27 protein-coding genes are annotated in these 24,603 nt (G+C 64.4%); 17 read left to right on the top strand and 10 right to left on the bottom strand.

What is annotated here, in order from left to right; all coding sequences use genetic code 11:
• Window positions 1-8 precede the first annotated feature (8 nt).
• The 3 genes from lepB to AC0L3B_RS19095 all read right to left on the bottom strand — a co-directional run bounded on the left by lepB (window position 9) and on the right by AC0L3B_RS19095 (window position 2,873).
• Entirely contained in the window at window positions 9-785 is a 777-nt protein-coding gene (gene lepB, locus AC0L3B_RS19105; protein ID WP_018460010.1) for a signal peptidase I, read from the bottom strand.
• Window positions 782-2,209, bottom strand: coding sequence for a metalloprotease TldD (gene tldD / locus AC0L3B_RS19100; protein ID WP_026233924.1), 1,428 nt, complete (start codon window positions 2,207-2,209; stop codon window positions 782-784). The genes lepB and tldD overlap by 4 nt, the downstream gene beginning before the upstream one ends.
• 118 nt (window positions 2,210-2,327) lie before the next feature.
• A complete protein-coding gene (locus AC0L3B_RS19095) occupies window positions 2,328-2,873 on the bottom strand; it encodes an invasion associated locus B family protein (protein WP_026233923.1) in 546 nt (181 codons plus the stop codon).
• Between the two features lie 449 nt (window positions 2,874-3,322).
• Between AC0L3B_RS19095 and coxB the strand changes: the two genes are divergently transcribed.
• The 9 genes from coxB (at window position 3,323) to AC0L3B_RS19050 (ending at window position 10,413) form a co-directional block, all read left to right on the top strand.
• Entirely contained in the window at window positions 3,323-4,162 is an 840-nt protein-coding gene (gene coxB, locus AC0L3B_RS19090; protein WP_018460007.1) for a cytochrome c oxidase subunit II, read from the top strand.
• Window positions 4,163-4,249: 87 nt separating this feature from the next.
• On the top strand, window positions 4,250-5,875 hold the full coding sequence (ctaD, locus tag AC0L3B_RS19085) for a cytochrome c oxidase subunit I (protein ID WP_007605061.1): 1,626 nt from the start codon (window positions 4,250-4,252) through the stop codon (window positions 5,873-5,875).
• 60 nt (window positions 5,876-5,935) lie between these two features.
• Window positions 5,936-6,880, top strand: coding sequence for a heme o synthase (locus AC0L3B_RS19080; protein WP_085357795.1), 945 nt, complete (start codon window positions 5,936-5,938; stop codon window positions 6,878-6,880).
• Entirely contained in the window at window positions 6,877-7,053 is a 177-nt protein-coding gene (locus AC0L3B_RS19075) for a hypothetical protein (protein ID WP_026233922.1), read from the top strand. Before AC0L3B_RS19080 ends, AC0L3B_RS19075 begins: the two co-directional genes overlap by 4 nt.
• A gap of 5 nt (window positions 7,054-7,058) precedes the next feature.
• On the top strand, window positions 7,059-7,709 hold the full coding sequence (locus AC0L3B_RS19070; protein WP_018460004.1) for a cytochrome c oxidase assembly protein: 651 nt from the start codon (window positions 7,059-7,061) through the stop codon (window positions 7,707-7,709).
• Between the two features lie 78 nt (window positions 7,710-7,787).
• Window positions 7,788-8,684, top strand: a complete 897-nt coding sequence (locus AC0L3B_RS19065) for a cytochrome c oxidase subunit 3 (RefSeq protein ID WP_085351973.1) — start codon at window positions 7,788-7,790, stop codon at window positions 8,682-8,684.
• 98 nt (window positions 8,685-8,782) lie between these two features.
• Window positions 8,783-9,184 carry a DUF983 domain-containing protein gene (locus tag AC0L3B_RS19060; RefSeq protein WP_085351972.1) on the top strand — a complete coding sequence of 134 codons (402 nt, stop codon included), beginning with the start codon at window positions 8,783-8,785 and terminating at the stop codon, window positions 9,182-9,184.
• Complete coding sequence (locus AC0L3B_RS19055; RefSeq protein WP_473380893.1) at window positions 9,181-9,933, top strand: SURF1 family protein; 753 nt, start codon at window positions 9,181-9,183, stop codon at window positions 9,931-9,933. The genes AC0L3B_RS19060 and AC0L3B_RS19055 overlap by 4 nt, the downstream gene beginning before the upstream one ends.
• 114 nt (window positions 9,934-10,047) lie before the next feature.
• Window positions 10,048-10,413 carry a nuclear transport factor 2 family protein gene (locus tag AC0L3B_RS19050; protein WP_026233921.1) on the top strand — a complete coding sequence of 122 codons (366 nt, stop codon included), beginning with the start codon at window positions 10,048-10,050 and terminating at the stop codon, window positions 10,411-10,413.
• A 91-nt stretch (window positions 10,414-10,504) separates the two neighbouring features.
• Here AC0L3B_RS19050 and AC0L3B_RS19045 read toward each other — a convergent pair whose 3' ends face one another.
• Window positions 10,505-11,845 carry a histidine kinase gene (locus AC0L3B_RS19045; protein ID WP_377791513.1) on the bottom strand — a complete coding sequence of 447 codons (1,341 nt, stop codon included), beginning with the start codon at window positions 11,843-11,845 and terminating at the stop codon, window positions 10,505-10,507.
• A gap of 85 nt (window positions 11,846-11,930) precedes the next feature.
• Between AC0L3B_RS19045 and AC0L3B_RS19040 the strand changes: the two genes are divergently transcribed.
• The 5 genes from AC0L3B_RS19040 (at window position 11,931) to AC0L3B_RS19020 (ending at window position 17,258) form a co-directional block, all read left to right on the top strand.
• On the top strand, window positions 11,931-12,575 hold the full coding sequence (locus AC0L3B_RS19040) for a response regulator transcription factor (RefSeq protein WP_018459998.1): 645 nt from the start codon (window positions 11,931-11,933) through the stop codon (window positions 12,573-12,575).
• Window positions 12,576-13,148: 573 nt separating this feature from the next.
• Window positions 13,149-14,567, top strand: coding sequence for a threonine synthase (thrC, locus tag AC0L3B_RS19035; RefSeq protein ID WP_377791511.1), 1,419 nt, complete (start codon window positions 13,149-13,151; stop codon window positions 14,565-14,567).
• On the top strand, window positions 14,564-15,853 hold the full coding sequence (locus AC0L3B_RS19030) for a M16 family metallopeptidase (protein ID WP_007599446.1): 1,290 nt from the start codon (window positions 14,564-14,566) through the stop codon (window positions 15,851-15,853). The genes thrC and AC0L3B_RS19030 overlap by 4 nt, the downstream gene beginning before the upstream one ends.
• Before the next feature lie 39 nt (window positions 15,854-15,892).
• Window positions 15,893-16,480 (top strand): GNAT family N-acetyltransferase, encoded by a 588-nt coding sequence (locus AC0L3B_RS19025; RefSeq protein ID WP_007599447.1) that lies wholly within the window; start codon window positions 15,893-15,895, stop codon window positions 16,478-16,480.
• Between the two features lie 121 nt (window positions 16,481-16,601).
• Window positions 16,602-17,258, top strand: a complete 657-nt coding sequence (locus AC0L3B_RS19020; RefSeq protein ID WP_018459996.1) for a hypothetical protein — start codon at window positions 16,602-16,604, stop codon at window positions 17,256-17,258.
• A gap of 200 nt (window positions 17,259-17,458) precedes the next feature.
• Here the strand turns inward: AC0L3B_RS19020 and AC0L3B_RS19015 are convergent, their stop codons facing one another.
• The 5 genes from AC0L3B_RS19015 to AC0L3B_RS18995 form a co-directional block, all read right to left on the bottom strand.
• Window positions 17,459-17,944: a F0F1 ATP synthase subunit B family protein gene (locus tag AC0L3B_RS19015; protein WP_473380892.1), complete on the bottom strand. Its 486-nt coding sequence runs from the start codon at window positions 17,942-17,944 to the stop codon at window positions 17,459-17,461.
• Between the two features lie 5 nt (window positions 17,945-17,949).
• Window positions 17,950-18,513, bottom strand: coding sequence for a F0F1 ATP synthase subunit B family protein (locus tag AC0L3B_RS19010; RefSeq protein WP_018459994.1), 564 nt, complete (start codon window positions 18,511-18,513; stop codon window positions 17,950-17,952).
• Window positions 18,514-18,573: 60 nt separating this feature from the next.
• Complete coding sequence (locus AC0L3B_RS19005; RefSeq protein ID WP_007599451.1) at window positions 18,574-18,804, bottom strand: F0F1 ATP synthase subunit C; 231 nt, start codon at window positions 18,802-18,804, stop codon at window positions 18,574-18,576.
• 53 nt (window positions 18,805-18,857) lie between these two features.
• Entirely contained in the window at window positions 18,858-19,607 is a 750-nt protein-coding gene (locus AC0L3B_RS19000; protein WP_018459993.1) for a F0F1 ATP synthase subunit A, read from the bottom strand.
• Between the two features lie 114 nt (window positions 19,608-19,721).
• A complete protein-coding gene (locus AC0L3B_RS18995; protein WP_018459992.1) occupies window positions 19,722-20,096 on the bottom strand; it encodes an AtpZ/AtpI family protein in 375 nt (124 codons plus the stop codon).
• Between the two features lie 390 nt (window positions 20,097-20,486).
• On the opposite strand from AC0L3B_RS18995, the gene AC0L3B_RS18990 reads away from it, so the two are divergent.
• Both AC0L3B_RS18990 and AC0L3B_RS18985 read left to right on the top strand, forming a co-directional pair.
• Window positions 20,487-21,017, top strand: a complete 531-nt coding sequence (locus AC0L3B_RS18990; RefSeq protein WP_085357799.1) for a hypothetical protein — start codon at window positions 20,487-20,489, stop codon at window positions 21,015-21,017.
• A 133-nt stretch (window positions 21,018-21,150) separates the two neighbouring features.
• Entirely contained in the window at window positions 21,151-21,624 is a 474-nt protein-coding gene (locus tag AC0L3B_RS18985) for a secondary thiamine-phosphate synthase enzyme YjbQ (RefSeq protein WP_026233919.1), read from the top strand.
• A 61-nt stretch (window positions 21,625-21,685) separates the two neighbouring features.
• On the opposite strand, the gene AC0L3B_RS18980 is transcribed toward AC0L3B_RS18985, so the two are convergent.
• Window positions 21,686-23,311: an MFS transporter gene (locus AC0L3B_RS18980; protein ID WP_018459988.1), complete on the bottom strand. Its 1,626-nt coding sequence runs from the start codon at window positions 23,309-23,311 to the stop codon at window positions 21,686-21,688.
• 342 nt (window positions 23,312-23,653) lie between these two features.
• Between AC0L3B_RS18980 and AC0L3B_RS18975 the strand changes: the two genes are divergently transcribed.
• Complete coding sequence (locus tag AC0L3B_RS18975; RefSeq protein WP_204513207.1) at window positions 23,654-24,325, top strand: response regulator transcription factor; 672 nt, start codon at window positions 23,654-23,656, stop codon at window positions 24,323-24,325.
• Window positions 24,326-24,603: the final 278 nt, after the last annotated feature.

The raw sequence follows: 24,603 nt of genomic DNA, 5'->3' as shown, positions 1-24,603 counted from the left end.
AGATCGGTTCAATGCACGGCGGTGAAAAACCGCGCCATGCGAAATCCGGACAGCCAGGTCCACACCGGCTGGCCCCGGATACCGAGATCCCAGGATCCGAGCACGGCGTCTGCGCGGCCGACCAGATTGTCGATCGGCAACATGCCGACGCCGCCGGAGCGCAAGGGCACGCGGCTGTCGGCGGAATTGTCGCGGTTGTCGCCGAGCACGAAGAGATGGCCTGCCGGCACCGTCACTTCCTGCGTGTTGTCGAGCGGACCGTTGTCACGCATCTTGAAGATCAGATGCGAGACGCCGTTCGGCAGCGTCTCGACATAGCGATAGGCGGGTTCGCTGCCGCCATTGTCGTCCTCGGCGGCACCAACGCCGTCCGGCTTCAACTCGGCGGGGCGATCGTTGACGAAGAGCTGGCCCTGGCGCAGCTGGATGCGGTCGCCGGGCAGGCCCACGACGCGCTTGACCCAGGCCTGCGAGCGGTCGCCGGGCCAGCGGAAGACCACGACGTCGCCCTGCTTCGGCGTTTCCGCGAAGACGCGGCCGCTCTCGGGCAGGTTGATCTGGATCGGCAGCGACGAGGTGCCGTAGCCGTAGGGGAATTTCGAGGCGATCAAGGCGTCGCCGATCAACAGCGTCGGCTCCATCGAGCCCGACGGCACGTAGAACGGCTCGGCCAGCGCACCCTTGGCGATGAACACCGCCGCGACGATGCCGGCGAGCTGCACCAGCTGGCCGCCCCAGCCGCTGCTCTTCCGCTTGGTGGTGACAGTTATCTTCTCGACGCTCATCCGCCTGTTCCACCCACCGTAATGCGTTCCATCAACAGCGACGGCTGGCCGACGCCGACCGGCACGCCCTGACCGTTCTTGCCGCAGGTGCCGATGCCGGTATCGAGCGCGAGGTCGTTGCCGATCATGCGGATGCGATGCAGGTCGGTCGGCCCGTTGCCGATCAGCATGGCGCCCTTCAGGGGCGCACCGATCTTGCCGTTCTCGATCTTGTAAGCCTCGGTGCACTGAAACACGTATTTGCCCGAGGTGATATCCACCTGGCCGCCGCCGAAATTCGCGGCGAAGACGCCGTTCTTCACCGACGCGAGGATCTCGGCCGGATCGCGGTCGCCCGCCAGCATGTAGGTGTTGGTCATGCGCGGCATCGGCACGTGGGCATAGCCCTGGCGGCGGCCGTTGCCGGTCGGCTTCATGTTCATCAGGCGGGCGTTCTGACGGTCCTGCATGTAGCCGACCAGGACGCCGTCCTCGATCAGCACGGTGCGGTTGGTCGGCGTTCCCTCATCGTCGATCGACAGCGAGCCGCGGCGCGAGGCAATCGTGCCGTCGTCGACCACGGTCACGCCCTTGGCCGCGACCTGCTGGCCCATCAGGCCGGCAAACGCGGACGTCTTCTTGCGGTTGAAGTCACCTTCGAGGCCATGGCCAACCGCCTCATGCAGCATCACGCCGGGCCAGCCGGCCCCGAGCACGACGTCCATCTCGCCGGCGGGGGCGGGAATCGATTCCAGGTTGACCAGAGCCTCACGCAACGCGCCGTCGGCGGCGTCGCGCCAGTTCTTGCTTTCGATGAATTCGGCGTAGCCGGCGCGGCCGCCATAGCCCTTGCTGCCGCTCTCCTGGCGGTCGCCCTGACCGGCGACGACGGAGACGTTGACGCGCACGAGCGGGCGGATGTCGCGATAGCTCTCGCCGTCGGGCCGCAGGATCTCGACCACCTGCCAGGTCGCGCCCAGGCTGACGCTGACCTGCCGCACCCGCGGATCCTTGTCGCGCAGATAAGCGTCGATCTCGGCGAGCAGTTTGACCTTGGTCTCGAAGCCGGGGGCATCGAGCGGATTGTCGTCACTATAAAGCCGCACGTTGGTATGCGCAGGAGGCGCGGCGAAGCTGCCGGAATAACCGCCGCGCACGGCCGCGACCGCGTCCGCAGCGCGAATCAGCGCCGGCAGCGACACGTCGGAGGAATGCGCGTAGCCGACGGCGTCGTCCTTGACGGCGCGCAGGCCAAAACCCTGCGAGGTATCGTAGGTCGCCTGCTTCAGCCGGCCATTGTCGAACATCAGCGCTTCGGTCTGGCTGTATTCCAGGAACAATTCGCCGTCGTCGGCACCGGCAAGCCCGCGCGCGAGCTCGTTGCGAACCTGGTCGCGGTCGAGATTGGCGCGGTCGAGCAGGGAGGTTGTGGCAGGGTTGGTCATGCGTCCGTCCATTATCGGGGGATGTGAGGCAAGATAATGGTTTCCCGGCACTTCCGCGAGGGCGCCAAGTCTCACATTACGGAAACAATAGGATTCGCGGGCCTAACCGCCCTTCGCACTACGGCAGCTTGTCATAGCCCTCGCCGAGCCCGTTCAGGCTGAGCGGGAAGCCGATGCCTTCTTCCGGGGTCTCGAAGATGATGAAGGTCGCGGTCTTGGCAGTGCGGAGCTGGCCGAGCAGCTTGTCGTCCATGACGACCTCGGCGACGCAGCCATTGGGCAGGCAGCGGACAAAGCCGGCACGGCCTACGTCCTGGTTGTCGAGCTTGAGGCCGAGGCCGGAGGGCAGGAGAACGCCGAGGGGGGCGACCACCCGCATCAGGCGGCTCTTCTGGTCGGCGGTCTTGAGAACGATCACGGTCAGGCCGGCGTTGGAGCGGTCTTCGGCCACCACGCTCTGGATCAGGGCGCATTGCTCGGACTGGGCGCCCGGCGGGGTGTCGCAGCGGATCTGCCAGTCGCCATGGACGGAGCGCACCGCGCCCTGCGCATGGGCGAGGCCCGGAAGCGCCAGGACGACGACCGCCGCCAGCAGAGCGGCCAGCATCGTGAGGCTGCCAGCCTGGCTTTTAGCCCGCCTTGCCATGGATCTCGAAAACCCCATCGGGTCGGTCCCTCTGCTCGCCTGGGTCGCTCGCGTCAGGCGGACTGATACGGGAATGACGGCGTCTTGAAGGCGATTCGCAAGCAAATTCCACGCCGCCCCGGCCGCAATCGCCCGCACGAATCAGGTTCCTGTGCGGCTGTGCGCCAAGTGCCTACCGCGGGCAATTCCGCTGTCAAGCGGCAGCATCCCGGGAAATGGTATTTTTGTCTGATGTTACTAGGAAATATCTTGCGGGTGATGGCTGACAGACGAGGCTCAAGACTGCATTGCGATAGATCAAGAATTATGGTTTGAGAGGCTTGATTTCGGCGTTCTAGCGATCTGGCCCCAATTCCTCTTAGAGGTATTCTTGCGCGGCGGTTTGTCAGACGGGGGGATCGAATAAAGCGTTTCCCGAAAATAGGGGAATGCACTTGGGGTGATTTCGTTAGGGGAGCGCGAACGGCATGAAGATGTCGATGGGCCCGGTGGGCCGGCACTTGCTGGGATTGGCCGTGGCGGGTCTGACGCTGGCGACGGGCGGTGCGGCATTTGCCGAGCTGGGGCAGCCGGCTGCGTGGGAGTGGACGCTTCAGCAGTCCGGGTCCCCGGTGATGGACAACATCGTCTGGTTCCACAATTTCCTGTTCGTGCTGATCACGCTGATCACGCTGTTCGTTCTGGCGCTGCTCGTGATCGTTGTCGTGAAGTTCAACGCGAGAGCCAATCCGGTGCCGTCGCGGACCACGCACAACACGCTGATCGAGGTGGCGTGGACGCTCGTGCCGGTGTTGATCCTGGTCGGCATTTCGGTGCCGTCGTTCCGCCTCCTGTTCCTCGAGCTCGACGTGCCGAAGGCGGATCTGACCATCAAGGCGACCGGCAAGCAGTGGTACTGGTCCTACGCCTATCCTGATAACGGCAAGTTCGAGTTCGACTCGCTGATGGCCCAGGACAAGCAGCCCCGTCTGCTCGGCGTCGACAATGAGATGGTGGTGCCCGTCAACAAGGTGGTTCGGGTTCAGGTGACCGGGGCCGACGTGATTCATGCCTTTGCGCTGCCGGCCTTCGGCGTCAAGATCGACGCCATTCCGGGCCGGCTCAACGAAACCTGGTTCAAGGCCACCAAGACCGGCATGTTCTACGGCCAGTGCTCGGAATTGTGCGGCAAGGACCACGCCTTCATGCCGATCGCGATCCGTGTGGTGAGCGACCAGGAGTTCGCCTCCTGGGTCGAGACCGCGAAGAAGAAATATGCGAGCGGCGGCACCAGCACCTACGCCTCCACGGCCGGCCCGACGCAGTGAGCGCCGGGCGCAGGGTTCGAGGAAACTGAAAGCGACATAAGGCGGGACCTCCAGAGGTCCGATCGGGACGCAAGGCAGGATTAGAAAATGGCAACGAGCGCAGCGGCACACGGCGATCACGCGCAAGACCACGGACATGACGAGCACGCCCATCCGACCGGATGGCGGCGCTACGTCTATTCGACCAACCACAAGGACATCGGCACGATGTACCTGATCTTCGCGGTCATCGCCGGCGTTATCGGCGCCGCGATGTCGATCGCGATCCGTGCCGAGCTGATGTATCCGGGCGTGCAGATCTTCCACGAAACGCACACCTACAATGTGTTCGTGACCTCCCACGGCCTGATCATGATCTTCTTCATGGTCATGCCCGCGATGATTGGCGGCTTCGGCAACTGGTTCGTGCCGCTCATGATCGGCGCGCCCGACATGGCGTTCCCGCGCATGAACAACATCTCGTTCTGGCTGCTGCCGGCCTCGTTCGCGCTGTTGCTGATGTCGACCTTCGTCGAGGGCGAGCCGGGCGCCAACGGCGTCGGCGCCGGCTGGACCATGTACGCGCCGCTGTCGAGCTCGGGCCATCCGGGCCCGGCGGTGGACTTCGCGATCCTGTCGCTGCATCTGGCGGGCGCTTCCTCGATCCTGGGCGCCATCAATTTCATCACCACGATCTTCAACATGCGCGCGCCGGGCATGACCCTGCACAAGATGCCGCTGTTTGTGTGGTCGATCCTGGTGACGGTGTTCCTGCTGCTGTTGTCGCTGCCGGTGCTCGCCGGTGCGATCACGATGCTGCTCACTGACCGCAATTTCGGCACGACGTTCTTCAATCCGGAAGGCGGCGGCGATCCCGTGCTGTTCCAGCATCTGTTCTGGTTCTTCGGTCACCCCGAAGTGTACATCCTGATCCTGCCCGCCTTCGGCATGGTCAGCCAGATCGTCTCGACCTTCTCGCGCAAGCCCGTGTTCGGCTATCTCGGCATGGCCTACGCCATGGTCGCGATCGGCGGCATCGGCTTCGTGGTGTGGGCGCACCACATGTACACGGTCGGCATGTCCTCGGCGACGCAGGCCTATTTCGTCGCCGCCACGATGGTCATCGCGGTCCCGACCGGCGTGAAGATCTTCTCGTGGATCGCCACGATGTGGGGCGGCTCGATCGAGTTCCGCGCGCCGATGATCTGGGCGGTGGGATTCATCTTCCTGTTCACCGTCGGCGGCGTCACCGGCGTGGTGCTGGCGAATGCCGGCGTCGACCGCGTGCTCCAGGAGACCTACTACGTGGTCGCGCACTTCCACTACGTGCTGTCGCTCGGTGCGGTGTTCGGAATCTTCGCCGGCTGGTACTACTGGTTCCCGAAGATGTCCGGCTACATGTACAATGAAGGGCTCGCCAAGGCGCACTTCTGGGTCACCTTCATCGGCGTGAACCTGGTGTTCTTCCCGCAGCACTTCCTCGGTCTGTCGGGCATGCCTCGCCGCTATGTCGATTATCCCGACGCGTTCGCGGGCTGGAACCTGGTCTCGTCGGTCGGCTCCTACATCTCCGGCTTCGGCGTGCTGATCTTCCTCTACTGCGTGATCGACGCCTTCGCGAAGAAGGTGCCGGCTGGCGACAATCCGTGGGGTGCAGGTGCGACCACGCTGGAATGGACGCTGCCCTCGCCGCCGCCCTTCCACCAGTTCGAAGTGCTGCCCCGCGTGCAGTAAGCCAATGCTCGCGGCGCCCGTGACGGGCGCCGCGGCTCGACAACCAAGCGAGTCAGTCTAGTGTCCGTCCTCGACCACAACGCCATCGACATCAATCCCCGCATCTCCGAAGCGGAGGTTGGCGATTACATCGCGCTCCTGAAGCCGCGGGTGATGTCGCTGGTGATCTTCACCGCGCTGGTCGGAATGGCGATGGCGCCCGGGCATTTCCACCCGGTGCTGGCCATCACCTCGCTGCTCTGCATCGCGGTCGGCGCCGGCGCGTCCGGCGCGCTCAACATGGCGCTCGAAGGCGACATCGATGCCAAGATGTCGCGCACGGCGAACCGGCCGATTCCGCGCGGCCGCATCACCCGTCCCGAGGCGATGACCTTCGGCATGACGCTCGCCTTCTTCTCGGTGATGACGCTCGGCATCCTGGTCAACTGGATCGCGGGCGCGCTGCTCGCCTTCACCATCTTCTTCTACGTCGTGATCTACACGATCGGCCTGAAGCGCTGGACCGCGCAGAACATCGTGATCGGCGGTGCCGCCGGCGCGCTGCCGCCCGTGGTGGCCTGGGCCGCGGTCACAGGCACGGTCGATGTCGAGCCGCTGCTGCTGTTCGCCATCATCTTCTTCTGGACGCCGCCGCACTTCTGGGCGCTGGCGCTGTTCCGCTCCGACGACTACGCGCGCGCCGGCATTCCGATGCTGCCCAACGTCGCCGGTCCCGACGCGACGCGGCTTCAGATCCTGCTCTATACCATCGTGCTGATCGCGGTCGCGGCCGCGCCCTGGGCGCTCGGCTACTTCGACGCCATCTACGGCATCGTCTCGCTGATCCTCGGCGCAGGCATGCTGGGGTTCGCCATCAACGTCTATATCCGTCGCGAGCGCAGCCAATCGCTGCGGGCGACCCGCAAGCTGTTTGCGTTCTCCATCCTTTATCTGTTCGCGCTGTTTGCGACCTTGCTGGCCGAGGTCGTGTTCCGGGCGCTTGCGCCGATGGTAGGGGGCGCATGATCACAGGGATGGCCGACAAACCCGAGATAGACGGAATCGTCCTCACCGAGGCGCAGAAGAAGAGCCGTCGTCAGCGCTCGATCGCGATCGCACTCGCGCTCGGCGTGCTCGTAGTGCTGTTCTTTGCCGTGACCATGGTCAAGGGGCCGGCCGTGCTCGTCCGGCCGATGTAGGAAACATGGATCAGAAGCCGACCATATCGCGGGATCAGAGCCGGACGGCCACCAAGGGGCGCAGGCCTGCCAGGGGGCTTGGCCGCGACGTGGTGGTCGCCTCGATCTGCGGCGGCGTGGTCGCGCTGATGGTCGGCGCCTCCTACGCGGCGGTGCCGTTCTACAACTGGTTCTGCCGCGCCACCGGCTTCAACGGCACGACCCAGGTCGCGACCTCGGCGCCGGCCAGCGGCCCGATCGCACGCAAGATCGCGGTGCGCTTCGATTCCAACGTCGCGCCCGGCCTGCCCTGGAAGTTCGAGCCCGAGCAGAGCGAGATCGAGGTCAATATAGGCCAGGTCGTGACCGTCTTCTACACGGTGACCAACCAGGCCGCGCGGACCACCGCAGGCCAGGCCGCCTACAATGTCGCGCCGTTGACGGTCGGATCCTATTTCCAGAAGATCAACTGCTTCTGCTTCACCGAGCAGACCATGGCGCCGGGCGAGAAGCGCGAGATGCCGGTCGTGTTCTATGTCGATCCGTCGATTGCCGACGACCACGAGAACGACGGTCTCAACACGATCACGCTGTCCTACACGTTCTATCCGGTGAAGGATCCGGTGGTGAAGCCGCTCGCGGCCAGCGAAGACGACAAACGCAAGGGAAATCTCTGATCGCCGGGCTCACGCGCCGGGGTTGGAAATAAGGGGATAAGTGCCTGACAGGCACGGGATTGAGGAGCGAGACCGCAAATGGCAACGGCGCAAACCAAGCATCACGACTACCATCTGGTCGATCCATCGCCATGGCCCGTCGTCGGCTCCATCTCGGCCTTCATCATGGCGGTCGGCGCGATCACCTGGATGCACCACATGTTCTCGGCTGCGCCGATCATCTTCGGTGTCGGCACCGTCGGTGTGCTCTACACCATGGCGAGCTGGTGGGGCGACGTGATCAGGGAAGCCCAGTACAAGGGCGACCACACCCGCGTCGTGCAGCTGCATCACCGCTACGGCATGATCCTGTTCATCGCCTCGGAGGTGATGTTCTTCGTCGCCTGGTTCTGGGCCTATTTCAATGCGGCGCTATTCCCGGCCGACGCCGTCCACGCTACCCGCGATGCGGTGTTCGGCTGTGGTCTCGGGACCGCGGCCGGCGCCTGCACCGTGCCGGGCACCTGGCCGCCGCACGGCATCGAGACCTTCGATCCCTGGCATCTGCCGCTCCTGAACACGCTGATCCTGCTCACGTCAGGCACCACGGTGACCTGGGCCCACCATGCGCTGCTCGAGAACGATCGCCAGGGCCTGAAATATGGCCTGATCCTCACCGTCGTGCTCGGCGCGCTTTTCACCTGCGTGCAGGCCTATGAGTACAGCCACGCGGCATTCTCCTTCGGCGGCAACGTCTACGGCGCGACCTTCTTCATGGCGACCGGCTTCCACGGTTTCCATGTGCTGGTCGGCACCATCTTCCTGCTGGTGTGCCTGTTCCGCGCCTATGCTGGCCACTTCACGCCGACCCAGCATCTCGGTTTCGAGTTCGCCGCCTGGTACTGGCACTTCGTCGACGTGGTCTGGCTGTTCCTGTTCCTGTGCATCTATGTCTGGGGACACGGCGCCGAGACCATGGCCCACGGCGCGCACTGAGCGGGCTGACTTCCGATCGAGAAAGGGCGGCCCCGGGCCGCCCTTTTGCTTTTTTGCGCGCAGGGGTTTCGGCAGAAACTGTGATAGACCCTTTTGCCATGAACGAAGCCGCCAATACGTCCGAGCCGCAAGCCACCGTCCTGCAAAGCGCGCTGCGCGGACTTGCCTGCAAATGCCCGCGCTGTGGCCAGGGCAAGCTCTATGCAGGCTTCCTGACGCTTGCGCCTTGTTGCGAGCGTTGCGGCCTCGACTACGCCTTCATCGATTCCGGTGACGGTCCGGCGATCTTCATCATCATGCTGGCCGGCGCGATCGTGGTCGGCTGCGCGCTCGTCGTCGAGGTCAAGTACCAGCCGCCGTACTGGCTGCACGCGGTGCTGTGGCTGCCGCTGATCCTTGCGACTACCCTGCTGCCGTTGCGCGCGATGAAGTCGCTGCTGATCGCACTGCAATTCCACCATAAGGCGGCGCCGGGCCGGCTGGTCGACCGCGCGAAATGAACGAGACCGCGCGCAAGCCCCGCGTGGCCGGCTTCGCGCTGTTCACGCTTTTCCTGACCGCGGTCTGCGTCACGCTCGGCGTCTGGCAATTGCAGCGCCGCATCGCCAAGCACGAGCTGATCGCCGCACTGACCGAGCGCCTCGCGGAGGCACCGGTCGCTCTGCCGCCGCCGGCACGATGGGCCGCGCTAAGTCCCGCGCGCGATGAATTCCGCCGTGTCAGCTTTACCGCGACCTACGCGCCGTTGCCCGATGCGATGGTCTATTCCTCCGGATCCGCCGTGCGTAAGGACGCGTCGGGCCCCGGCACCTGGGCCTTCCTGCCGGCGCGGCTGCCGAGCGGCGAGACGGTGGTGATCGATGCGGGCTTCGTCGAAAACACCATGCAGGATCGCAGCGTCGAGGATCGCGCGGTCAGGAAGCTCGTCACCGGGCAGGCGGTCTCGTTCACCGGCTATCTGCGCTTCCCCGAGGCACCGGGCTGGCTGACCCCGGCGGAGAACCGCGGCAAGCGGCTGTGGTTCGTGCGCGATCACGTGGCGATCGCGAGCGCGCTGGCCTGGGGCGCGGTTGCGCCGTTCTATGTCGACCTCGAGCAGCCGGCGCCCGAGAACGGCATTCCGCGGCCGGGGCCGCTCGACGTCCATCTCAAGGACGATCACCTGCAATACGCCATCACCTGGTTCACCCTTGCAGGCGCCGTGCTCATCGCCTTCGCCGTGTGGGCAAGAGGGCGGCGGCGGGGCTGAGCTCCGTAGATCCACTTAGGGAACCCGGTATCGCCCGGGGTTTACCATTCAGCGCACATTCACGAGTGTGGTCCTAAGCCGCCAGTAATTTTCCGCGGCAGACAGGATTGCAGCGTGAGTGATTTCGACCAGATGGGAATTGTCGTCGATTGGGTGGATGCCTGCAGGAAGGGCGACCTCGCGACGCTCCTCGACCTCTATGCGGACGACGCCCAGGTCGAATGCACGTGCAACGGCACGCAGCGCTATCGCGGCCGGAGCGAGCTCGAAGCCTATTGGCAGCCGCGGCTCAGCGCTTTCTCGTCGGCCGGTTTCGGGTTGGAGGAAATCCATCCTGCACCCCACGGCGTCGATCTCGAATATTCCGTCGCCGGCGCGTTGCGCATTCGCGCCTCGTTTTGTTTCAGCCCCGACGGCAAGATCCGCACCACGCTGTGCGAGCCGGCGCGACAGAACGCGCAGCTTGGCTGTGCGTGCTAGAGTTTCCGTTCTGATTAATCAGAGCCGAACACCAGATTCTGTTTTGGCGTTTTCTTCACGCGAACCGGTATCCACTTCGCTCGAAAGCGCTTCAATCGCTGACCGGCGCCTCGCGTGCCGGTTCGGCGGGAAGGCGGCAGCGCACATAGGTTCTGTCGTCCACGCGCAGCAGTGACAGCGATCCGCTGAGTGCGCGCACGCGCTCATGCATGCCGGTCAGGCCGCGGCCGAACAGATTCCCTTCGGGAAAGCCGCCGCCGTCGTCGGAAATCTCGATGACGACCGTCTCGCCGGCGAAGGTCGCCTGCACATGGGCATGGCTGGCGCCGGCATGACGCAGCACGTTGGTCAGCGCCTCCTGAATCACGCGATAGACGGTTTGAGCCAGCGGCCCGTCGATCGCGTTGAGATTCGGATCGACCGTGTCCGTCAGGTCGATAGACGGCGCCTGCTTGCGAAAATTTCGGAGCAGCGTCTGCACACTGGTCTCCAGACCCAATTCCTCGATGTAGAGCGGTCGCAACCGGTCGAGGATGCGGCGGTTGGTCTGCTGGAGCGCCTCGACCGATTGCAACACCTCCTGCGCCGAACTGCTGAGATTTCCCGCCGGGGGCGAGGCATCGACCAATGCGATCGTGCCGACGCGGATGCCGAACAGCAGCGGACCGAGTTCGTCGTGCAGTTCGCGCGCGAGATCGCGCCGCTCGTCGTCCTGGAGCGAGACCAGGCGGTGCAGCAGGTCGCGATTGTCCTGGCTCAACTGCGCCAGCGTTTCGGCCAGCGCATTGGCCTCCTCGCAGCTTTGCCGGATTTCCGGCGGTCCCCCGACCGAGATCGGTGTTGCGTAGTCGCCGCGTCGTAGCCGCGTGAGGCCTGCGCCAAGATCCTGCAGTGGTCGCAGGGCTGATCCCGCAAACACATAGGCGACGATCCCTGTCAGCCCGGTCAGCGCGACGACGAAGCCGGCCAAGGCGAGGAAGCCCACCCAGGTCTCGAACAGCGCTGCGGACAGGTCCGGCACAAACACGATGTCGCCGAAATGCTCGCCGTTGAGGGATACCGGAAATGCGATGTGCAAGTCCGGAATGGAAAGGAGACTGACGAACCATTTTGGTGGGCCATGCGAACCTTGCAGGCCCCTCGACGCAAAGGGAGGAGCAACCGCTCCTGCAGGAAGGAATTGAATATCTGAGGACTCGTCCAGCATCCGGACGAAGTCATCCAGGGTCCTTCGCGGATGGTCGGATGAACGCAGAGCGTTGTTGAGGGCCTCGGCCACGGCTTTGGTCGATCGTTGGGCCGGCTGGTTCTCCTCGGCGAGCTGACCGGTCGTGAAGACGTGCAGCAGGACGCCGCCCATGATCAGCGCCGCCATGAACAGCAGGCCGAGCGGCAGAAACAATTGTGTACTGAAGGACAGCCGTTGCCACATTAGGTCAATTCTAACGCGCATCAGGGGATTTTGCTCTTTCCATTTGTTCCCGTCGGTTTATGAATCGAAAAACTAGAGAGTTACAATGCAAGATACTGCCAAGCCGGCGACCCGCGTCCTGATTGTCGACGACCATCCCGTGGTGTTGTCCGGTTGCCGCACCCTGTTCTCCTCCGACCATTCGATCCGGATCGACGAGGCGACCGACGCCAAATCCGGGCATCGCGCCTATGTCAGCAGGCGGCCCGACGTCACTGTGATCGACATCAGCCTGCCCGACGTCTCCGGCTTTGAACTGATGCGGCGCATTCGCAAGGACGATCCCGACGCCAAGATCATCATGTTCAGCATGAACGATGATCCAGCCTTCGTGGTGCGGGCGGTCGAGCTCGGGGCCCAGGGCTACGTCTCCAAGGGCGACGATCCCCGGATCCTGCTCAAGGCGGTGCGCAAGGTGGTTGCGGGCGACAATTTCATCTCACCGCAGCTCGCGGAAGCCGTGACGTTTTCCGGCGCGGCGATCAAGGCCAATCCTGCCTCGCAGATGACGCCGCGGGAGCTCGAGATTCTTCGCCTGTTGGGGCGAGGCGACAAGATCGTCGAGGTCGCCGAGGCGCTCGGCATCTCCTACAAGACCGTCGCCAACACCACCTCTCTGCTCAAGCAGAAGCTCGGTGCCAAGAACCATTCCGACCTGATCCGGATCGCGGTGGAAATCGGGATGAACTGACGCCTCGGGGCACCGAACCGGCTGCACCAGGATGCTGCCGGTTCGGCGGGCGGACCGGTCTCGCCGCTCAGCCGGGCAATGCTTGGATAGCGCCGACACCATCCGCCGACACAATGAGCGCAGCCGTCGTTCGTTCCCGAACTGTGCTGTCGTTCGGGATATAATGGTAATGCGTGACGCCAAGCTGCTGGCGAACGTTTGCCCGCGCCGAAACGTGTCGGGAAAAACAGGAACATTTTCTCACACATTCCGTTTTGTCCCTTGACGTTATCGTGACAGCCGACGAAAGCTTGCGCGAACAGTTTTTGCGGGTCGGTGACCCCAAGACGCCAAACCGGTCTGCACACAACGACAGACCTTCCAAGAGAGGGCTGCGGCATTGCCGCAGCCCTTTTCGTTGGCAGCGCTTTTCGTTGGCAGCCTTTTTCCTTGGACGGCCCCAGGCGCGAAGCGGTTTCCTGATGCCGCAAAACACTTTATGGTGGCCCAAAGCCTCTGGCTGTTAACAAGTAATTTCGTAAAATCAAAGGCTTGCGGACCGAGTCCAGGCTCGGCCGGCCTTTGGAGGGCAGTTTGACTCGTTATATCTCGACCCGGGGCGAGGCCCCCGAACTCGGCTTCTGCGACGTGATGCTGACCGGGCTCGCTCGCGACGGCGGCCTGTATGTGCCGGCCACCTGGCCGCAACTCTCGCCTGACGCCATCGCCGGCTTTTTCGGGCGTCCCTATTGGGAGGTCGCGGTCGAGGTGATCCGCCCTTTCGTCGCCGGCGAGATCTCGGACGCCGAGCTCGGCCGTATGGCGAACGAGGCCTACGCCACCTTCCGCCATCCGGCGGTGGTGCCGCTGCGCCAGATGGCGCCGCACCAGTTCGTGCTGGAGCTGTTCCACGGCCCGACGCTCGCCTTTAAGGACGTGGCGATGCAGCTGATCTCGCGGCTGATGGACCACGTGCTCGCCCAGCGCGGCCAGCGCACCACCATCGTGGTCGCGACCTCGGGCGACACCGGCGGTGCTGCGGTCGACGCGTTCGCAGGACTCGAAAATGTCGATCTCATCGTGCTGTTCCCGCAAGGCCGCATCTCCGAGGTGCAGCGGCGAATGATGACGACGACGGGCGCGGCCAACGTCCATGCGCTTGCCGTCGAGGGCAATTTCGACGATTGCCAGGCCCTCGTGAAGGCGATGTTCAACAACCATCGCTTCCGCGATGCGACGTCGCTGTCCGGCGTCAATTCCATCAATTGGGCGCGCATCGTCGCCCAAGTGGTCTACTATTTCACCTCCGCCGTTGCCGCCGGTGCACCCGCGCGCGCGGTGGACTTCGTCGTGCCGACCGGCAATTTCGGCGACATCTTCGCCGGCTATGTCGCCAAGCGCATGGGTCTTCCGGTGCGGACCCTGGGCATCGCCGCCAACGTCAACGACATCCTGGCGCGCACGCTGAAGACCGGGATCTACGAGGTGCGCGAGGTCCACGCGACGGCTTCGCCGTCGATGGACATTCAGATCTCCTCGAATTTCGAGCGGCTGCTGTTCGAGGCTGGCGGGCGCGATGCCGCCGGCGTGCGCCGTCTGATGGATTCACTGAAGCAATCGGGACGCTTCGTGCTGCCCGATGCGACGCTGGCCGCGATCCGCGAGGGGTTCGACGCAGGCCGGGCCGACCAGACCGAGACCGCGGCCGCGATCCGCGCCGCCTGGCGCGAGGCCGGCGAGCTGGTCGATCCCCACACCGCGGTCGCGCTTGCGGTCGCCGACCGCGACACCACGGACAGGACGGTTCCCAGCATCGTGCTGTCCACCGCCCATCCGGCCAAATTCCCCGATGCGGTCGAAGCGGCCTGCGGCCAGCGGCCGCAACTGCCGGCCTGGCTCGATGGTCTGATGACCAAATCCGAACACATGAAGGTGATGAAGAACGACCAGACCGAGGTCGAGCGGTTCGTGCTGTCGGTCAGCCGCGCCGCGAAACAGGGAGTTGCCGGATGAGCGTCGAGATTTCCAAGCTTGCGTCCGGCCTCACTGTCGTCACCGACAAGATGCCTCATCTCGAGACCGCGGCGCTCGGCGTCTGGGCCGGCGTCGGCGGGCGCGACGAGAAGCCCAACGAGCACGGCATCTCGCATCTTCTGGAACATATGGCATTCAAGGGCACGACGAAGCGCTCCTCGCGCGAGATCGTCGAGGAGATCGAGGCGGTCGGCGGCGACCTCAATGCCGGCACCTCGACCGAGACCACGTCCTATTATGCGCGGGTGCTGAAGGCCGACGTGCCGCTCGCACTCGACGTGCTCGCCGACATCCTGGCCAATCCCGCCTTCGAGCCCGACGAACTCGAGCGCGAGAAGAACGTCATCGTGCAGGAGATCGGCGCGGCGCAGGACACGCCTGACGACGTCGTGTTCGAGCATCTCAACGAGCTCTGCTATCCCGACCAGCCGATGGGCCGCTCGCTGCTCGGCACTGCGAAGACCTTGCGTGCCTTCAGCCGCGACTCGCTGCGCGACTATCTGTCGACGCACTACCGCGGCCCTGACATGGTGGTGGCGGCCGCCGGCGCGGTCGATCACAAGCAGGTGGTCGCCGAGGTCGAGCAGCGCTTTGCCAGTTTTGAGGGGACAGCGGGTCCCAAGCCGCAACCCGCACAATTCGGCAAGGGCGGCACCAAGGTGGTGCATCGCGAGCTCGAGCAGGCGCATCTGACCTTGGCCCTGGAGGGCGTGCCGCAGACCGATCTGTCGCTGTTCTCGCTCCAGGTCTTTACCAACATCCTCGGCGGCGGGATGTCGTCGCGGCTGTTCCAGGAGGTGCGCGAGAAGCGCGGCCTCTGTTACTCAATCTACTCGTTCCATGCCCCCTATACCGACACCGGCTTCTTCGGCCTCTACACCGGCACCGATCCGGCCGATGCGCCCGAGATGATGGAGGTCGTGGTCGACATCATGAATGATTCGGTCGAGACCCTGACCGAGGTCGAGATCGCGCGGGCCAAGGCGCAAATGAAGGCGGGGCTGCTGATGGCGCTGGAGAGCTGCTCGTCCCGCGCCGAGCAACTCGCCCGGCATGTGCTGGCCTATGGCCGGCCCCAGACCGCCGAGGAGCTGGTGGCCCGGATCGACGCCGTCAGCGTCGAATCGACCCGGGATGCGGCGCGTGCGCTGCTTTCGCGCAGCCGCCCTGCGGTTGTCGCATTGGGCAGTGGCAGGGGTCTGGACACGGCGGTGTCTTTTGCGGAAGGATTGACCCGGGCACGCGCCAAGGCGCGGCTGCATTAGGAGCCGCGCACGGGTTGATCCGCCCCGGGAAGCATCACCATGGCCCTCTTTCGCCTGCCATCCAGTGGACCCGCCGCTCTCGCGCCGCGCGGCAACGGCCTGTTGCTACGCGCGCCTCAGATGTCGGACTTCCTGCAATGGGCCCATCTGCGCGAGTCCAGCCGCGATTACCTGACCCCCTGGGAGCCGATCTGGCCGTCGGATGATCTCACCCGCTCCGGTTTCCGCCGTCGCCTGCGCCGCTATTCCGAGGACATCGCCGCGGACCGGTCCTATCCCTTTCTGATCTTCCGGGAGCTCGACGGCGCCATGGTCGGCGGCATCACGCTCGCCAATGTCCGCCGCGGCATCGTCCAGGCCGGCACCATCGGCTATTGGGTCGGCAAGCCCCACGCCCAGCGCGGCTACATGACGGCCGCGCTGCGGGTGCTGCTGCCGACGCTGTTCGGCGAGCTCAATCTGCACCGGGTCGAGGCCGCCTGCATCCCGACCAATGCGCCCTCGATCCGGGTGCTGGAGAAGTGCGGTTTCTCCCGCGAGGGGCTGGCGCGGCGCTATCTCTGCATCAACGGGGTCTGGCAGGACCATTTGCTGTTCGGCCTGCTGCACGAGGATTTCCGCGGCTGAGCCCGTTGATTGATGCGGCCAAAGTCTCCTTGTTTGCTGCCTTGGGTTCGCCGGTTTTGACGATATAACGGCGCAACCCGGCCGGTGATCGGCCGGGATGTCGTCAGGAGTATGGGTGTTGATGGTGCAGGAGCTTCGGTCATCCCGGAATGCGTTGCGGCGGGGGGCGGCGGTCGCGCTGGCGTTGTCAGTTGCGCTCGTCTCCATCTCGCCGGTCGCGGCGCAGTCGCTGACCGATCGATTCAAGGGCCTGTTCGGCGGCAAGTCGGACGAGCCGGCCCAACCCAAGCCGGCGCCTGCGCCGGGCCAGCCGGCGGCTGATGACGATCTTGATTGCCCGCAAGTCACGGTGCGTGCCGGAGCCTCCACCTACGCGGTCGGTGCCACCGGGAAGCCGGCCGTCGGCAACGAGATCCGCTTCCAGGCCACCATCACCAAGATGGCGCGCGAATGCGCCCGCAATGGCGGCGATATCACGGCCCGGATCGGCATCCAGGGCCGCGTCATTGCCGGACCCGCCGGCGCGCCTGCGAGCGTCGAGGTGCCGCTGCGCGTCGCCGTGGTGCAGGGCGGCGTCGGCGAGAAGGTGATCGCTTCCAAGGCCTACCGGACCACGGTCGGAATGTCGGAGGGCGGCAGCGTGCCGTTCACCTTCGTGGCCGAGGATCTGGTCTACCCGATGCCTTCGGCCAAGGACGCCGATAGCTACATCTTCTATGTCGGCTTCGATCCGCAGGCGCTATCACCCGAGCCGAAGGCGCGGGCGAAGAAGAAGTAACCACGTCAAGATAGTCGTCATGCCCCGCGAAGGCGGGGCATCCAGTACGCCGCGGCTTCTCGATCTATCAGGGCTGTCTCTGGAATACTGGATCGCCCGCCTTCGCGGGCGATGACATCAGATTTGCCGATGCAGTGCCCGACAAACAAAAAAGCCGGCGCTGATCGCGCCGGCTTTTTGATAGGTGAAGGCGATATCCCTCAGTTCAGCTTCTGCCTGACTTCGGTGATGCCCTTGGCGAGCAGATCGTCGGCGACCTGGCCCCTGACCGACTTCGACAGGATCGTGGAGGCGGCCTGGACGGCGGCTTCGGCCGCTGCGGCGCGAACATCGGCCACCGCCTGAGCCTCGGCGAGCGCGATCTTGCCCTCCGCGGTCTTGGTGCGGCGAGCGACGAAATCTTCCACCTTGGCCTTGGCCTCGGTTGCGATGCGCTCGGCTTCGCTCTTCGCGTTGGCGATGATGTCGGCGGCCTCGCGTTCGGCCGAGGCGGTGCGCGCCTTGTAGTCGGCGAGCACCTTGGCGGCTTCCTGCTTGAGGCGCGTCGCGTCGTCGAGCTCGGCCTTGATGCGATCGGCGCGATGGTCGAGCGCAGTCATGGCCTTCTTGAAGACTCCGAGATAGCCGAACACGGCCATCAGGATCACGAAGGCGATGGCGACCCAGGTTTCAGGATCGAAGAACATATCGATTAACCCTTCAAGGACGCATCAACGGCGGCATTGACCAATGCCGCGTCCGGAACCACGCCCGTGAGCTGCTGCACGATGGTGCCTGCCGCATCGGCCGCGATGCCGCGGACGTTGCTCATGGCGGTCGCACGGGTCGAGGCGATGGTCTTCTCTGCCTCGGCGAGCTTGGCCGCCAGTTGCTCTTCCAAGGCCTTGCGCTCGGCGTCCGCCTGCGCATTTGCCTTGTCGCGGGATTCGTTGCCGATGGCCTGCGCGCGCGAGCGTGCCGAAGCAAGCTCGTTTTCATAGGCCTTCAGCGCCGCTTCGGACTGGTCCTTCAGCTTCTGCGCTTCGGCGAGGTCGCCCTCGATCTTGTTCTGACGCGCCTCGATCGCACCGCCGACGCGCGGCAGAGCGAGCTTGGACACGATCACGTAAAGCGCGACGAAGAAGATCGCGAGCGACACCAGCTGTGAAGCATAAGTGCCGCTCTCGAACGGCGGAAAACCGCCACCGTGACCGCCTTCGGACCCGGTGTGGGCGCCCGCCGCCGGACTTTTCGCCCCGCCATGACTTTCAGCCATGGAGTACTCCTGTTGCAGTCATGCGCGTCGCCTCGGTTGAAGCGGCGCGAAAAATCGTTCTCAGAGCGGAACGAACAGCAGCAGCAGCGCGATCAGCAGCGAGAAAATGCCGAGCGCTTCGGTCACGGCGAAGCCGAAGATCAGATTGCCGAACTGGCCCTGAGCGGCCGAGGGGTTGCGAACGGCCGCGGCGAGGTAGTTGCCGAAGATCACGCCGACGCCGACGCCCGCGCCGCCCATGCCGATGCATGCGATGCCCGCGCCGATAAGTTTTGCTGCTGCCGGATCCATTTTAGACTCCTTGGAAGAAAGATTGGGTTTTGGGTGGAAATTCCCCGGACCGCTCAGTGTCCCGGATGAATGGCGTCGTTGAGGTAGATGCAGGTCAGGATCGCAAACACATAGGCTTGCAGGAACGCGACCAGAATCTCGAGAGCGTACAGCGCGACCGTGAGCGCCAGCGGCAGCACGCCGCCGACCCAGCCAAGGGCGCCGAGCGAGAAGCCGAGCATGGCGACGAAGCCCGCGAACACCTTCAGCGCGATGTGGCCGGCCAGCATGTTGGCGAACAGACGGACGCTGTGGGAAACCGGCCGCAGGAAGAACGACAGGATCTCGATGAACATCACCAGCGGCAGGATGTAGCCGGGGACCCCGTGGGGCACGAAGATCGAGAAGAATTTCAGGCCGTTCTTGGCAATGCCGTAGATCAGGACCGTGAAGAAGACCAGCAGCGCGAGCGCCGCGGTGACGATCAGATGGCTCGAGATCGTGAAGGTGTAGGGGATAATGCCGACCAGGTTCGAAACGCAGATGAACATGAACAGCGAGAAGATCAGCGGGAAGAACTTCATGCCTTCCGCGCCGGCCGTCGAGCGGATGGTCGAGGCGACGAACTCGTAGGAGATCTCGGCGACCGACTGCAGCCGGCCGGGAACCAGCTGCGTGCCGCTGGCGAGCATCAGGATCGAGATGATCGCGACCGCCACCAGCATGTAGAGCGACGAGTTGGTGAAGGCGATCGTGTGGTTGCCGATATGGCCCAGGGTGAAGAGAGGCTCGATGTTGAACTGGTGGATCGGATCGATTTTCATCAGCGCGGCATCTCTTGGTCTGCCGGGCGATGCCGGCGGGTCTCGGTCTGCCGGTCGGGCCCGGCCCGTACCGGCACGAGCCGGCACGATCATTCCTCTCCTGGTGTGGACCGCCTAAGAACCACCGCGCCTGTTTTGACCCGCGCCTGCCGTTCTCACCACATTCACCACGCCGGCGACGAAGCCCAGCAGCAGGAACACGATGAATCCGAAAGGCGACGTCGACAGCAAGCGGTCGAAACCCCAGCCAATCCCCGCTCCGACAACGACCCCGGCGACCAACTCGGAGGATAACCGAAAACCAAGCGCCATCGCCGAGGCTCTGGCCGCTCTGTCCTCACCGTCACCTGCGGGTTGCTCGGTCTTGACGTGGCGGCCGCGAAATTCGGACAACCGCTGATCAAGATTTCCGAGCCGTTCGGAAAGCGCAGCTTCCTCGGGCGATCTATCGCGATCTCCATTCTCGCCGTGTCCCGTGCCCTGTGTCATGCAACGAAGACCCGAAACGCCGCGGTTGAATGGAAATTACGCCCGCCACCCTCAAAAGCCGCGCGGACCATACTGATGGCCCATAATCAAGTCAAGCCAAGTCACGATTGTGTCCATTCCTGTTATGTATTTGATTTATCTTGCAATATCGGCGCGGGCGGCAGCGCTGCACACAGCGTGACGCCGCACCGCAGCAGGTCTCCGCTGGATCGGCGGATGCCGTCGCCATTTCGCCCGGCTGCCGGGATCAAAGGGGGCGCCGTGATCGTTCATGTCAAAGGCGCGTTTTGGGCGGCGGATCGCCTCGCCGGGGTGTAGAATTGCGAGACGTGCCACCTTTATGAGCGCCATCTTTGGACGTGCTACCGGCGCGTCGTGGCGGAGAACGCGATGAGAGCAGCGAATTCATCCACAGCATCATGGCTGGTGGCGGCGGCGTTCGCCGCGGTGTTGACCATCAGCGGCGGCTGCCTCGCCGCGCAATCCGCGCCCGACAGCGAAAACGGCCGCTACAGCATGACGCCCATCCCCGAGGGGGTGCTGCGGCTCGACAGCCGCACCGGCACGGTGTCGACCTGCACCCGCAGCGGCGCCGGCTGGGCCTGCTACGCGGTGCCCGATGAACGTACCGCGCTCGACGCCGAGATCGGCAGGCTCCAGGCCGAAGTCGAGACGCTGAAGGGACGGCTTGCGGCGGGGCCGACCGTGTCAGGCAAGATCGACGAGGCGCTGCCGAAAACGGATCCGCTCAAGAAGGCGCAGCCGCAAGCACCAAAGGCCGCCGAGGGCGAGCGCAGGATCGAGATCCCGCTGCCGAGCGACCAGGACGTCGATCGCGTGATGTCATTCCTGGAAAGGGCTTGGCGCCGGCTGATCGACATGGCCAACCGCGTGCAGAAGGACGTGTCGGGGAAGATTTAGCGCGTGGCGAGATGCGGTAGGGTGGGCAAGGCCGCGACGCGCCGTGCCCACCATTTTTGTTTTCGTTGCGTGAGTCGGTGGGCACGCTTCGCTTTGCCCACCTACGGCAGCTTTCCGAATTGAGAGAGTGATGATGACATCAGCCAAATCCATCACGCGCTCGGCGCCATCGTCGGTGCAAGCCACCACCATCGCATCGTCGCTGCTGACCGTGCAGACGCCCGGCCGCGGCTTCACCGATCTCACCGCTGAAGCTGCGAAGTTCGTGGCGGAGGCAGGCGCGCGAGACGGCGCGTTGACGCTGTTCGTTCGTCACACCTCCGCATCGCTGACGATCCAGGAGAACGCCGACCCTTCCGTGCTCGTGGATCTCACCACGGCTCTGTCCCGGCTCGCGCCCGAGAACGCCGGCTGGACGCATGATGCCGAGGGACCGGACGACATGCCGGCGCACGTCAAGACAATGCTGACCCAGACTTCGCTTCATGTGCCGGTCCTGAGCGGCAAGCTCGCGCTTGGCACCTGGCAGGCGATCTATCTGATCGAGCATCGCGCCCGCCCGCACCGGCGCGAGGTGGTGCTGCAATTCCTCGGTAGCAATCAGTAGGCCAAAACAAAACCGGCCGCGGAGACCGCGGCCGGTTGGTGTTGATCTCGATCTGCGTCGATCAGGTCGACTTGATATCGACGTCCTTGGTCTCCGGCAGGAAGAACAAGCCGATCACGACGGTAATCGACGCGAAGATGACCGGATACCAGAGGCCCGCATAGATATCGCCCGTCGAGGCCACGATGGCGAAGGCGGTTGCCGGCAGCAGGCCGCCGAACCAGCCGTTACCGATATGGTAGGGCAGCGACATCGAGGTGTAGCGGATGCGGGTCGGGAACAGTTCGACCAGCATCGCGGCGATCGGGCCGTACACCATGGTGACGAAGAGCACCAGGACGAACAGCAATCCGACGACCGCGGCCACCTGCGGACGGAAGATGTCGAACGGATGCGCCATCTTCACGATGCCCGCATCTCCGGCCTTCGGATAGCCGGCTCCCTGCACGGCGGCGAGCACTGCCGGATTGCCGTCCTTGGCGTTGGCGTAGGGAACTTCCTTGCCGTTGACCATCACCTTCACGCCGGAGCCTGCCGCACCTGGCGTGGTCGAGTACTTGACCGACGACTGCGACAGGTAGGCACGTGCCGTGTCGCAAGGCGAGGTGAAGACGCGGGTGCCGACCGGATTGAACAAGTCGCCGCAACCTGCGGGATCTGCCACCACGTCGACCTTGACCGACTCGATCGCCTTTTCCAGCGCCGGGTTGGCATTGGTGGTGATCATCTTGAAGATCGGGAAGAAGGTCAGCGCCGCGATCAGGCAGCCGCCGAGGATGATCGGCTTGCGGCCGATCTTGTCGGAGAGCACGCCGAACACGATGAAGAAGCCGGTCCCGAGCAGAAGCGACCAGGCGATCAGCAGGTTGGCGGTGTAGCCGTCGACCTTGAGGATCGATTGCAGGAAGAACAGCGCGTAGAATTGGCCAGTGTACCAGACCACGCCTTGGCCCATCACGCCGCCAAACAGCGCCAGCAGCACGAGCTTGCCGTTCTGCCAGTTGCCGAAGGCTTCCGTCAGCGGGGCCTTCGAGCTCTTCCCCTCGTCCTTCATCTTCTGGAAGATCGGGGATTCGTTGAGGCGAAGCCGGATCCAGACCGAAACGCCGAGCAGCAGCACGGAGACCAGGAACGGAATGCGCCAGCCCCATGCCGCGAAGTCGGGTTCGCCGAGCGCGGAGCGCGTGAACAGGATCACCAGCAGCGACAGGAACAGGCCGAGCGTCGCCGTGGTCTGGATGAAGGAGGTGTAGTAACCGCGCTTGCCGTTCGGAGCATGCTCCGCGACGTAGGTGGCCGCACCGCCATATTCACCGCCGAGCGCGAGGCCCTGGGCGAGACGCAGCGCGATCAGGATGATCGGGGCCGCGATGCCGATGGTGGCAGCGTTGGGCAGCAGGCCGACGATGAAAGTCGACAGACCCATGATCAGGATGGTGACGAGGAAAGTGTATTTGCGGCCGACGATGTCGCCGACACGGCCGAACACGATCGCGCCGAACGGGCGCACCAGGAAGCCGGCCGCGAAGGCCAGCAGCGCGAAGATGTCGCGGGTTGCCGGCGGATAGGCCGAGAAGAACTGCGCGCCGATGATGCCGGCCAGCGAACCGTAGAGATAGAAATCGTACCACTCGAAGACGGTACCGAGCGAGGAGGCGAGAATGACGAACCGTTCGTCCTTCGTCATCCCTCCCGCGCCTGCTTGAGACACAGCCATTGTCGACATGTTGAGTCGCTCCCCGAAAAATCGTTCCCTCGCGCCCTGGATGTCCGGTCATGCCGGATCAACCCAAGCCTTGCCCCAAGGTAACATTGGCGTGAAACCCGCCCCAATACGACTTTCGGCCTTTCACACTGACGCTCGCCTGACACTGCGAGCCTTCCATCCGGCAGCATAGGGCCGGCCTGTGAATTAACCCCGTTGCCGCAAAGGGATAATGTCCACTTGCATGCCACGGCTGGTCGGGAAAGAATTGACCAGGGCCCCGCGCCGGCTTACTGGCCCGGTGCGATTGCCAGCAAGAGAACGATGAACGCTCCCTCGACCCATCTCGTCATTGCCGATGACCACCCATTGTTCCGCGACGCGTTGCGGCAGGCGGTGACGGGCGTCCTGAGCTCGGCCAGGATCGACGAGGCTGGATCGTTCGAGGATCTGACCAAGCTTTTGGAACAGACCTCCGACGTCGACCTGATCCTGCTCGACCTGTCGATGCCCGGGATCTCCGGCTTTTCCGGCCTGATCTATCTGCGCGCGCAATATCCGGCTATTCCGGTGGTGATCGTCTCGGCGTCCGACGACAGCGCCACCATCCGCCGCTCGCTCGACTTCGGCGCCTCCGGGTTCATCCCGAAGCGCTTCGGCGTCGACACCTTGCGCGACGCGATCCTCAAGGTAATGGAGGGCGACGTCTGGGTTCCCGCCGACACTGATCTGTCGGCAGTCGCCGACCCCGACATGACGCGCCTGCGCGACCGGCTGGTGACGCTGACGCCGCAGCAGGTCCGGGTTCTGATGATGCTGTCGGAGGGATTGCTCAACAAGCAGATCGCCTATGAGCTCGGCGTCTCCGAGGCCACCATCAAGGCGCATGTCTCGGCGATCCTGCAAAAGCTCGGCGTCGAAAGTCGGACCCAAGCCGTGATCGCCGCCGCGAAAATCGCCGGCGGCCAATGGAAGCAGGGTACCCCGACGGGGTGAGCCTGTAGCGAGCGCCTCTCGCAGCCTGTAGCCCGGATGAGCGAAGCGACATCCGGGACCGCTAGTGCGGCTAGCTAGCGAAAACCCCGGATATAGCTTCGCTCATCCGGGCTACCGGACCTCCTCTGTGTCGCCCCCGTCAATCCGCCGCCGCAAAAATATTCCACTTTACCGAAATTCGGAAATGGCGTATGTGTCGCGCATCCCGGCTCATCCTTGAGGGGCGATCTTGTGGTCGTCATGTTCGCGAGCCGGGCTTGCGGTGGACGCGGCAGCGT

It is taken from the genome of Bradyrhizobium sp. Kon56, from assembly GCF_055807635.1.
This window is presented reverse-complemented; position numbering and strand designations above follow the sequence as displayed.

Coding starts and splice junctions, on each gene's coding strand:
- lepB (WP_018460010.1), bottom strand. CDS start 785: ATGAGCGTCGAGAAGATAACTGTCACCACCAAGCGGAAGAGCAGCGGC.
- tldD (WP_026233924.1), bottom strand. CDS start 2,209: ATGACCAACCCTGCCACAACCTCCCTGCTCGACCGCGCCAATCTCGAC.
- AC0L3B_RS19095 (WP_026233923.1), bottom strand. CDS start 2,873: ATGGGGTTTTCGAGATCCATGGCAAGGCGGGCTAAAAGCCAGGCTGGC.
- coxB (WP_018460007.1), top strand. CDS start 3,323: ATGAAGATGTCGATGGGCCCGGTGGGCCGGCACTTGCTGGGATTGGCC.
- ctaD (WP_007605061.1), top strand. CDS start 4,250: ATGGCAACGAGCGCAGCGGCACACGGCGATCACGCGCAAGACCACGGA.
- AC0L3B_RS19075 (WP_026233922.1), top strand. CDS start 6,877: ATGATCACAGGGATGGCCGACAAACCCGAGATAGACGGAATCGTCCTC.
- AC0L3B_RS19070 (WP_018460004.1), top strand. CDS start 7,059: ATGGATCAGAAGCCGACCATATCGCGGGATCAGAGCCGGACGGCCACC.
- AC0L3B_RS19065 (WP_085351973.1), top strand. CDS start 7,788: ATGGCAACGGCGCAAACCAAGCATCACGACTACCATCTGGTCGATCCA.
- AC0L3B_RS19060 (WP_085351972.1), top strand. CDS start 8,783: ATGAACGAAGCCGCCAATACGTCCGAGCCGCAAGCCACCGTCCTGCAA.
- AC0L3B_RS19055 (WP_473380893.1), top strand. CDS start 9,181: ATGAACGAGACCGCGCGCAAGCCCCGCGTGGCCGGCTTCGCGCTGTTC.
- AC0L3B_RS19045 (WP_377791513.1), bottom strand. CDS start 11,845: ATGTGGCAACGGCTGTCCTTCAGTACACAATTGTTTCTGCCGCTCGGC.
- AC0L3B_RS19040 (WP_018459998.1), top strand. CDS start 11,931: ATGCAAGATACTGCCAAGCCGGCGACCCGCGTCCTGATTGTCGACGAC.
- AC0L3B_RS19030 (WP_007599446.1), top strand. CDS start 14,564: ATGAGCGTCGAGATTTCCAAGCTTGCGTCCGGCCTCACTGTCGTCACC.
- AC0L3B_RS19025 (WP_007599447.1), top strand. CDS start 15,893: ATGGCCCTCTTTCGCCTGCCATCCAGTGGACCCGCCGCTCTCGCGCCG.
- AC0L3B_RS19020 (WP_018459996.1), top strand. CDS start 16,602: ATGGTGCAGGAGCTTCGGTCATCCCGGAATGCGTTGCGGCGGGGGGCG.
- AC0L3B_RS19015 (WP_473380892.1), bottom strand. CDS start 17,944: ATGTTCTTCGATCCTGAAACCTGGGTCGCCATCGCCTTCGTGATCCTG.
- AC0L3B_RS19010 (WP_018459994.1), bottom strand. CDS start 18,513: ATGGCTGAAAGTCATGGCGGGGCGAAAAGTCCGGCGGCGGGCGCCCAC.
- AC0L3B_RS19005 (WP_007599451.1), bottom strand. CDS start 18,804: ATGGATCCGGCAGCAGCAAAACTTATCGGCGCGGGCATCGCATGCATC.
- AC0L3B_RS19000 (WP_018459993.1), bottom strand. CDS start 19,607: ATGAAAATCGATCCGATCCACCAGTTCAACATCGAGCCTCTCTTCACC.
- AC0L3B_RS18995 (WP_018459992.1), bottom strand. CDS start 20,096: ATGACACAGGGCACGGGACACGGCGAGAATGGAGATCGCGATAGATCG.
- AC0L3B_RS18990 (WP_085357799.1), top strand. CDS start 20,487: ATGAGAGCAGCGAATTCATCCACAGCATCATGGCTGGTGGCGGCGGCG.
- AC0L3B_RS18985 (WP_026233919.1), top strand. CDS start 21,151: ATGACATCAGCCAAATCCATCACGCGCTCGGCGCCATCGTCGGTGCAA.
- AC0L3B_RS18980 (WP_018459988.1), bottom strand. CDS start 23,311: ATGACGAAGGACGAACGGTTCGTCATTCTCGCCTCCTCGCTCGGTACC.
- AC0L3B_RS18975 (WP_204513207.1), top strand. CDS start 23,654: ATGAACGCTCCCTCGACCCATCTCGTCATTGCCGATGACCACCCATTG.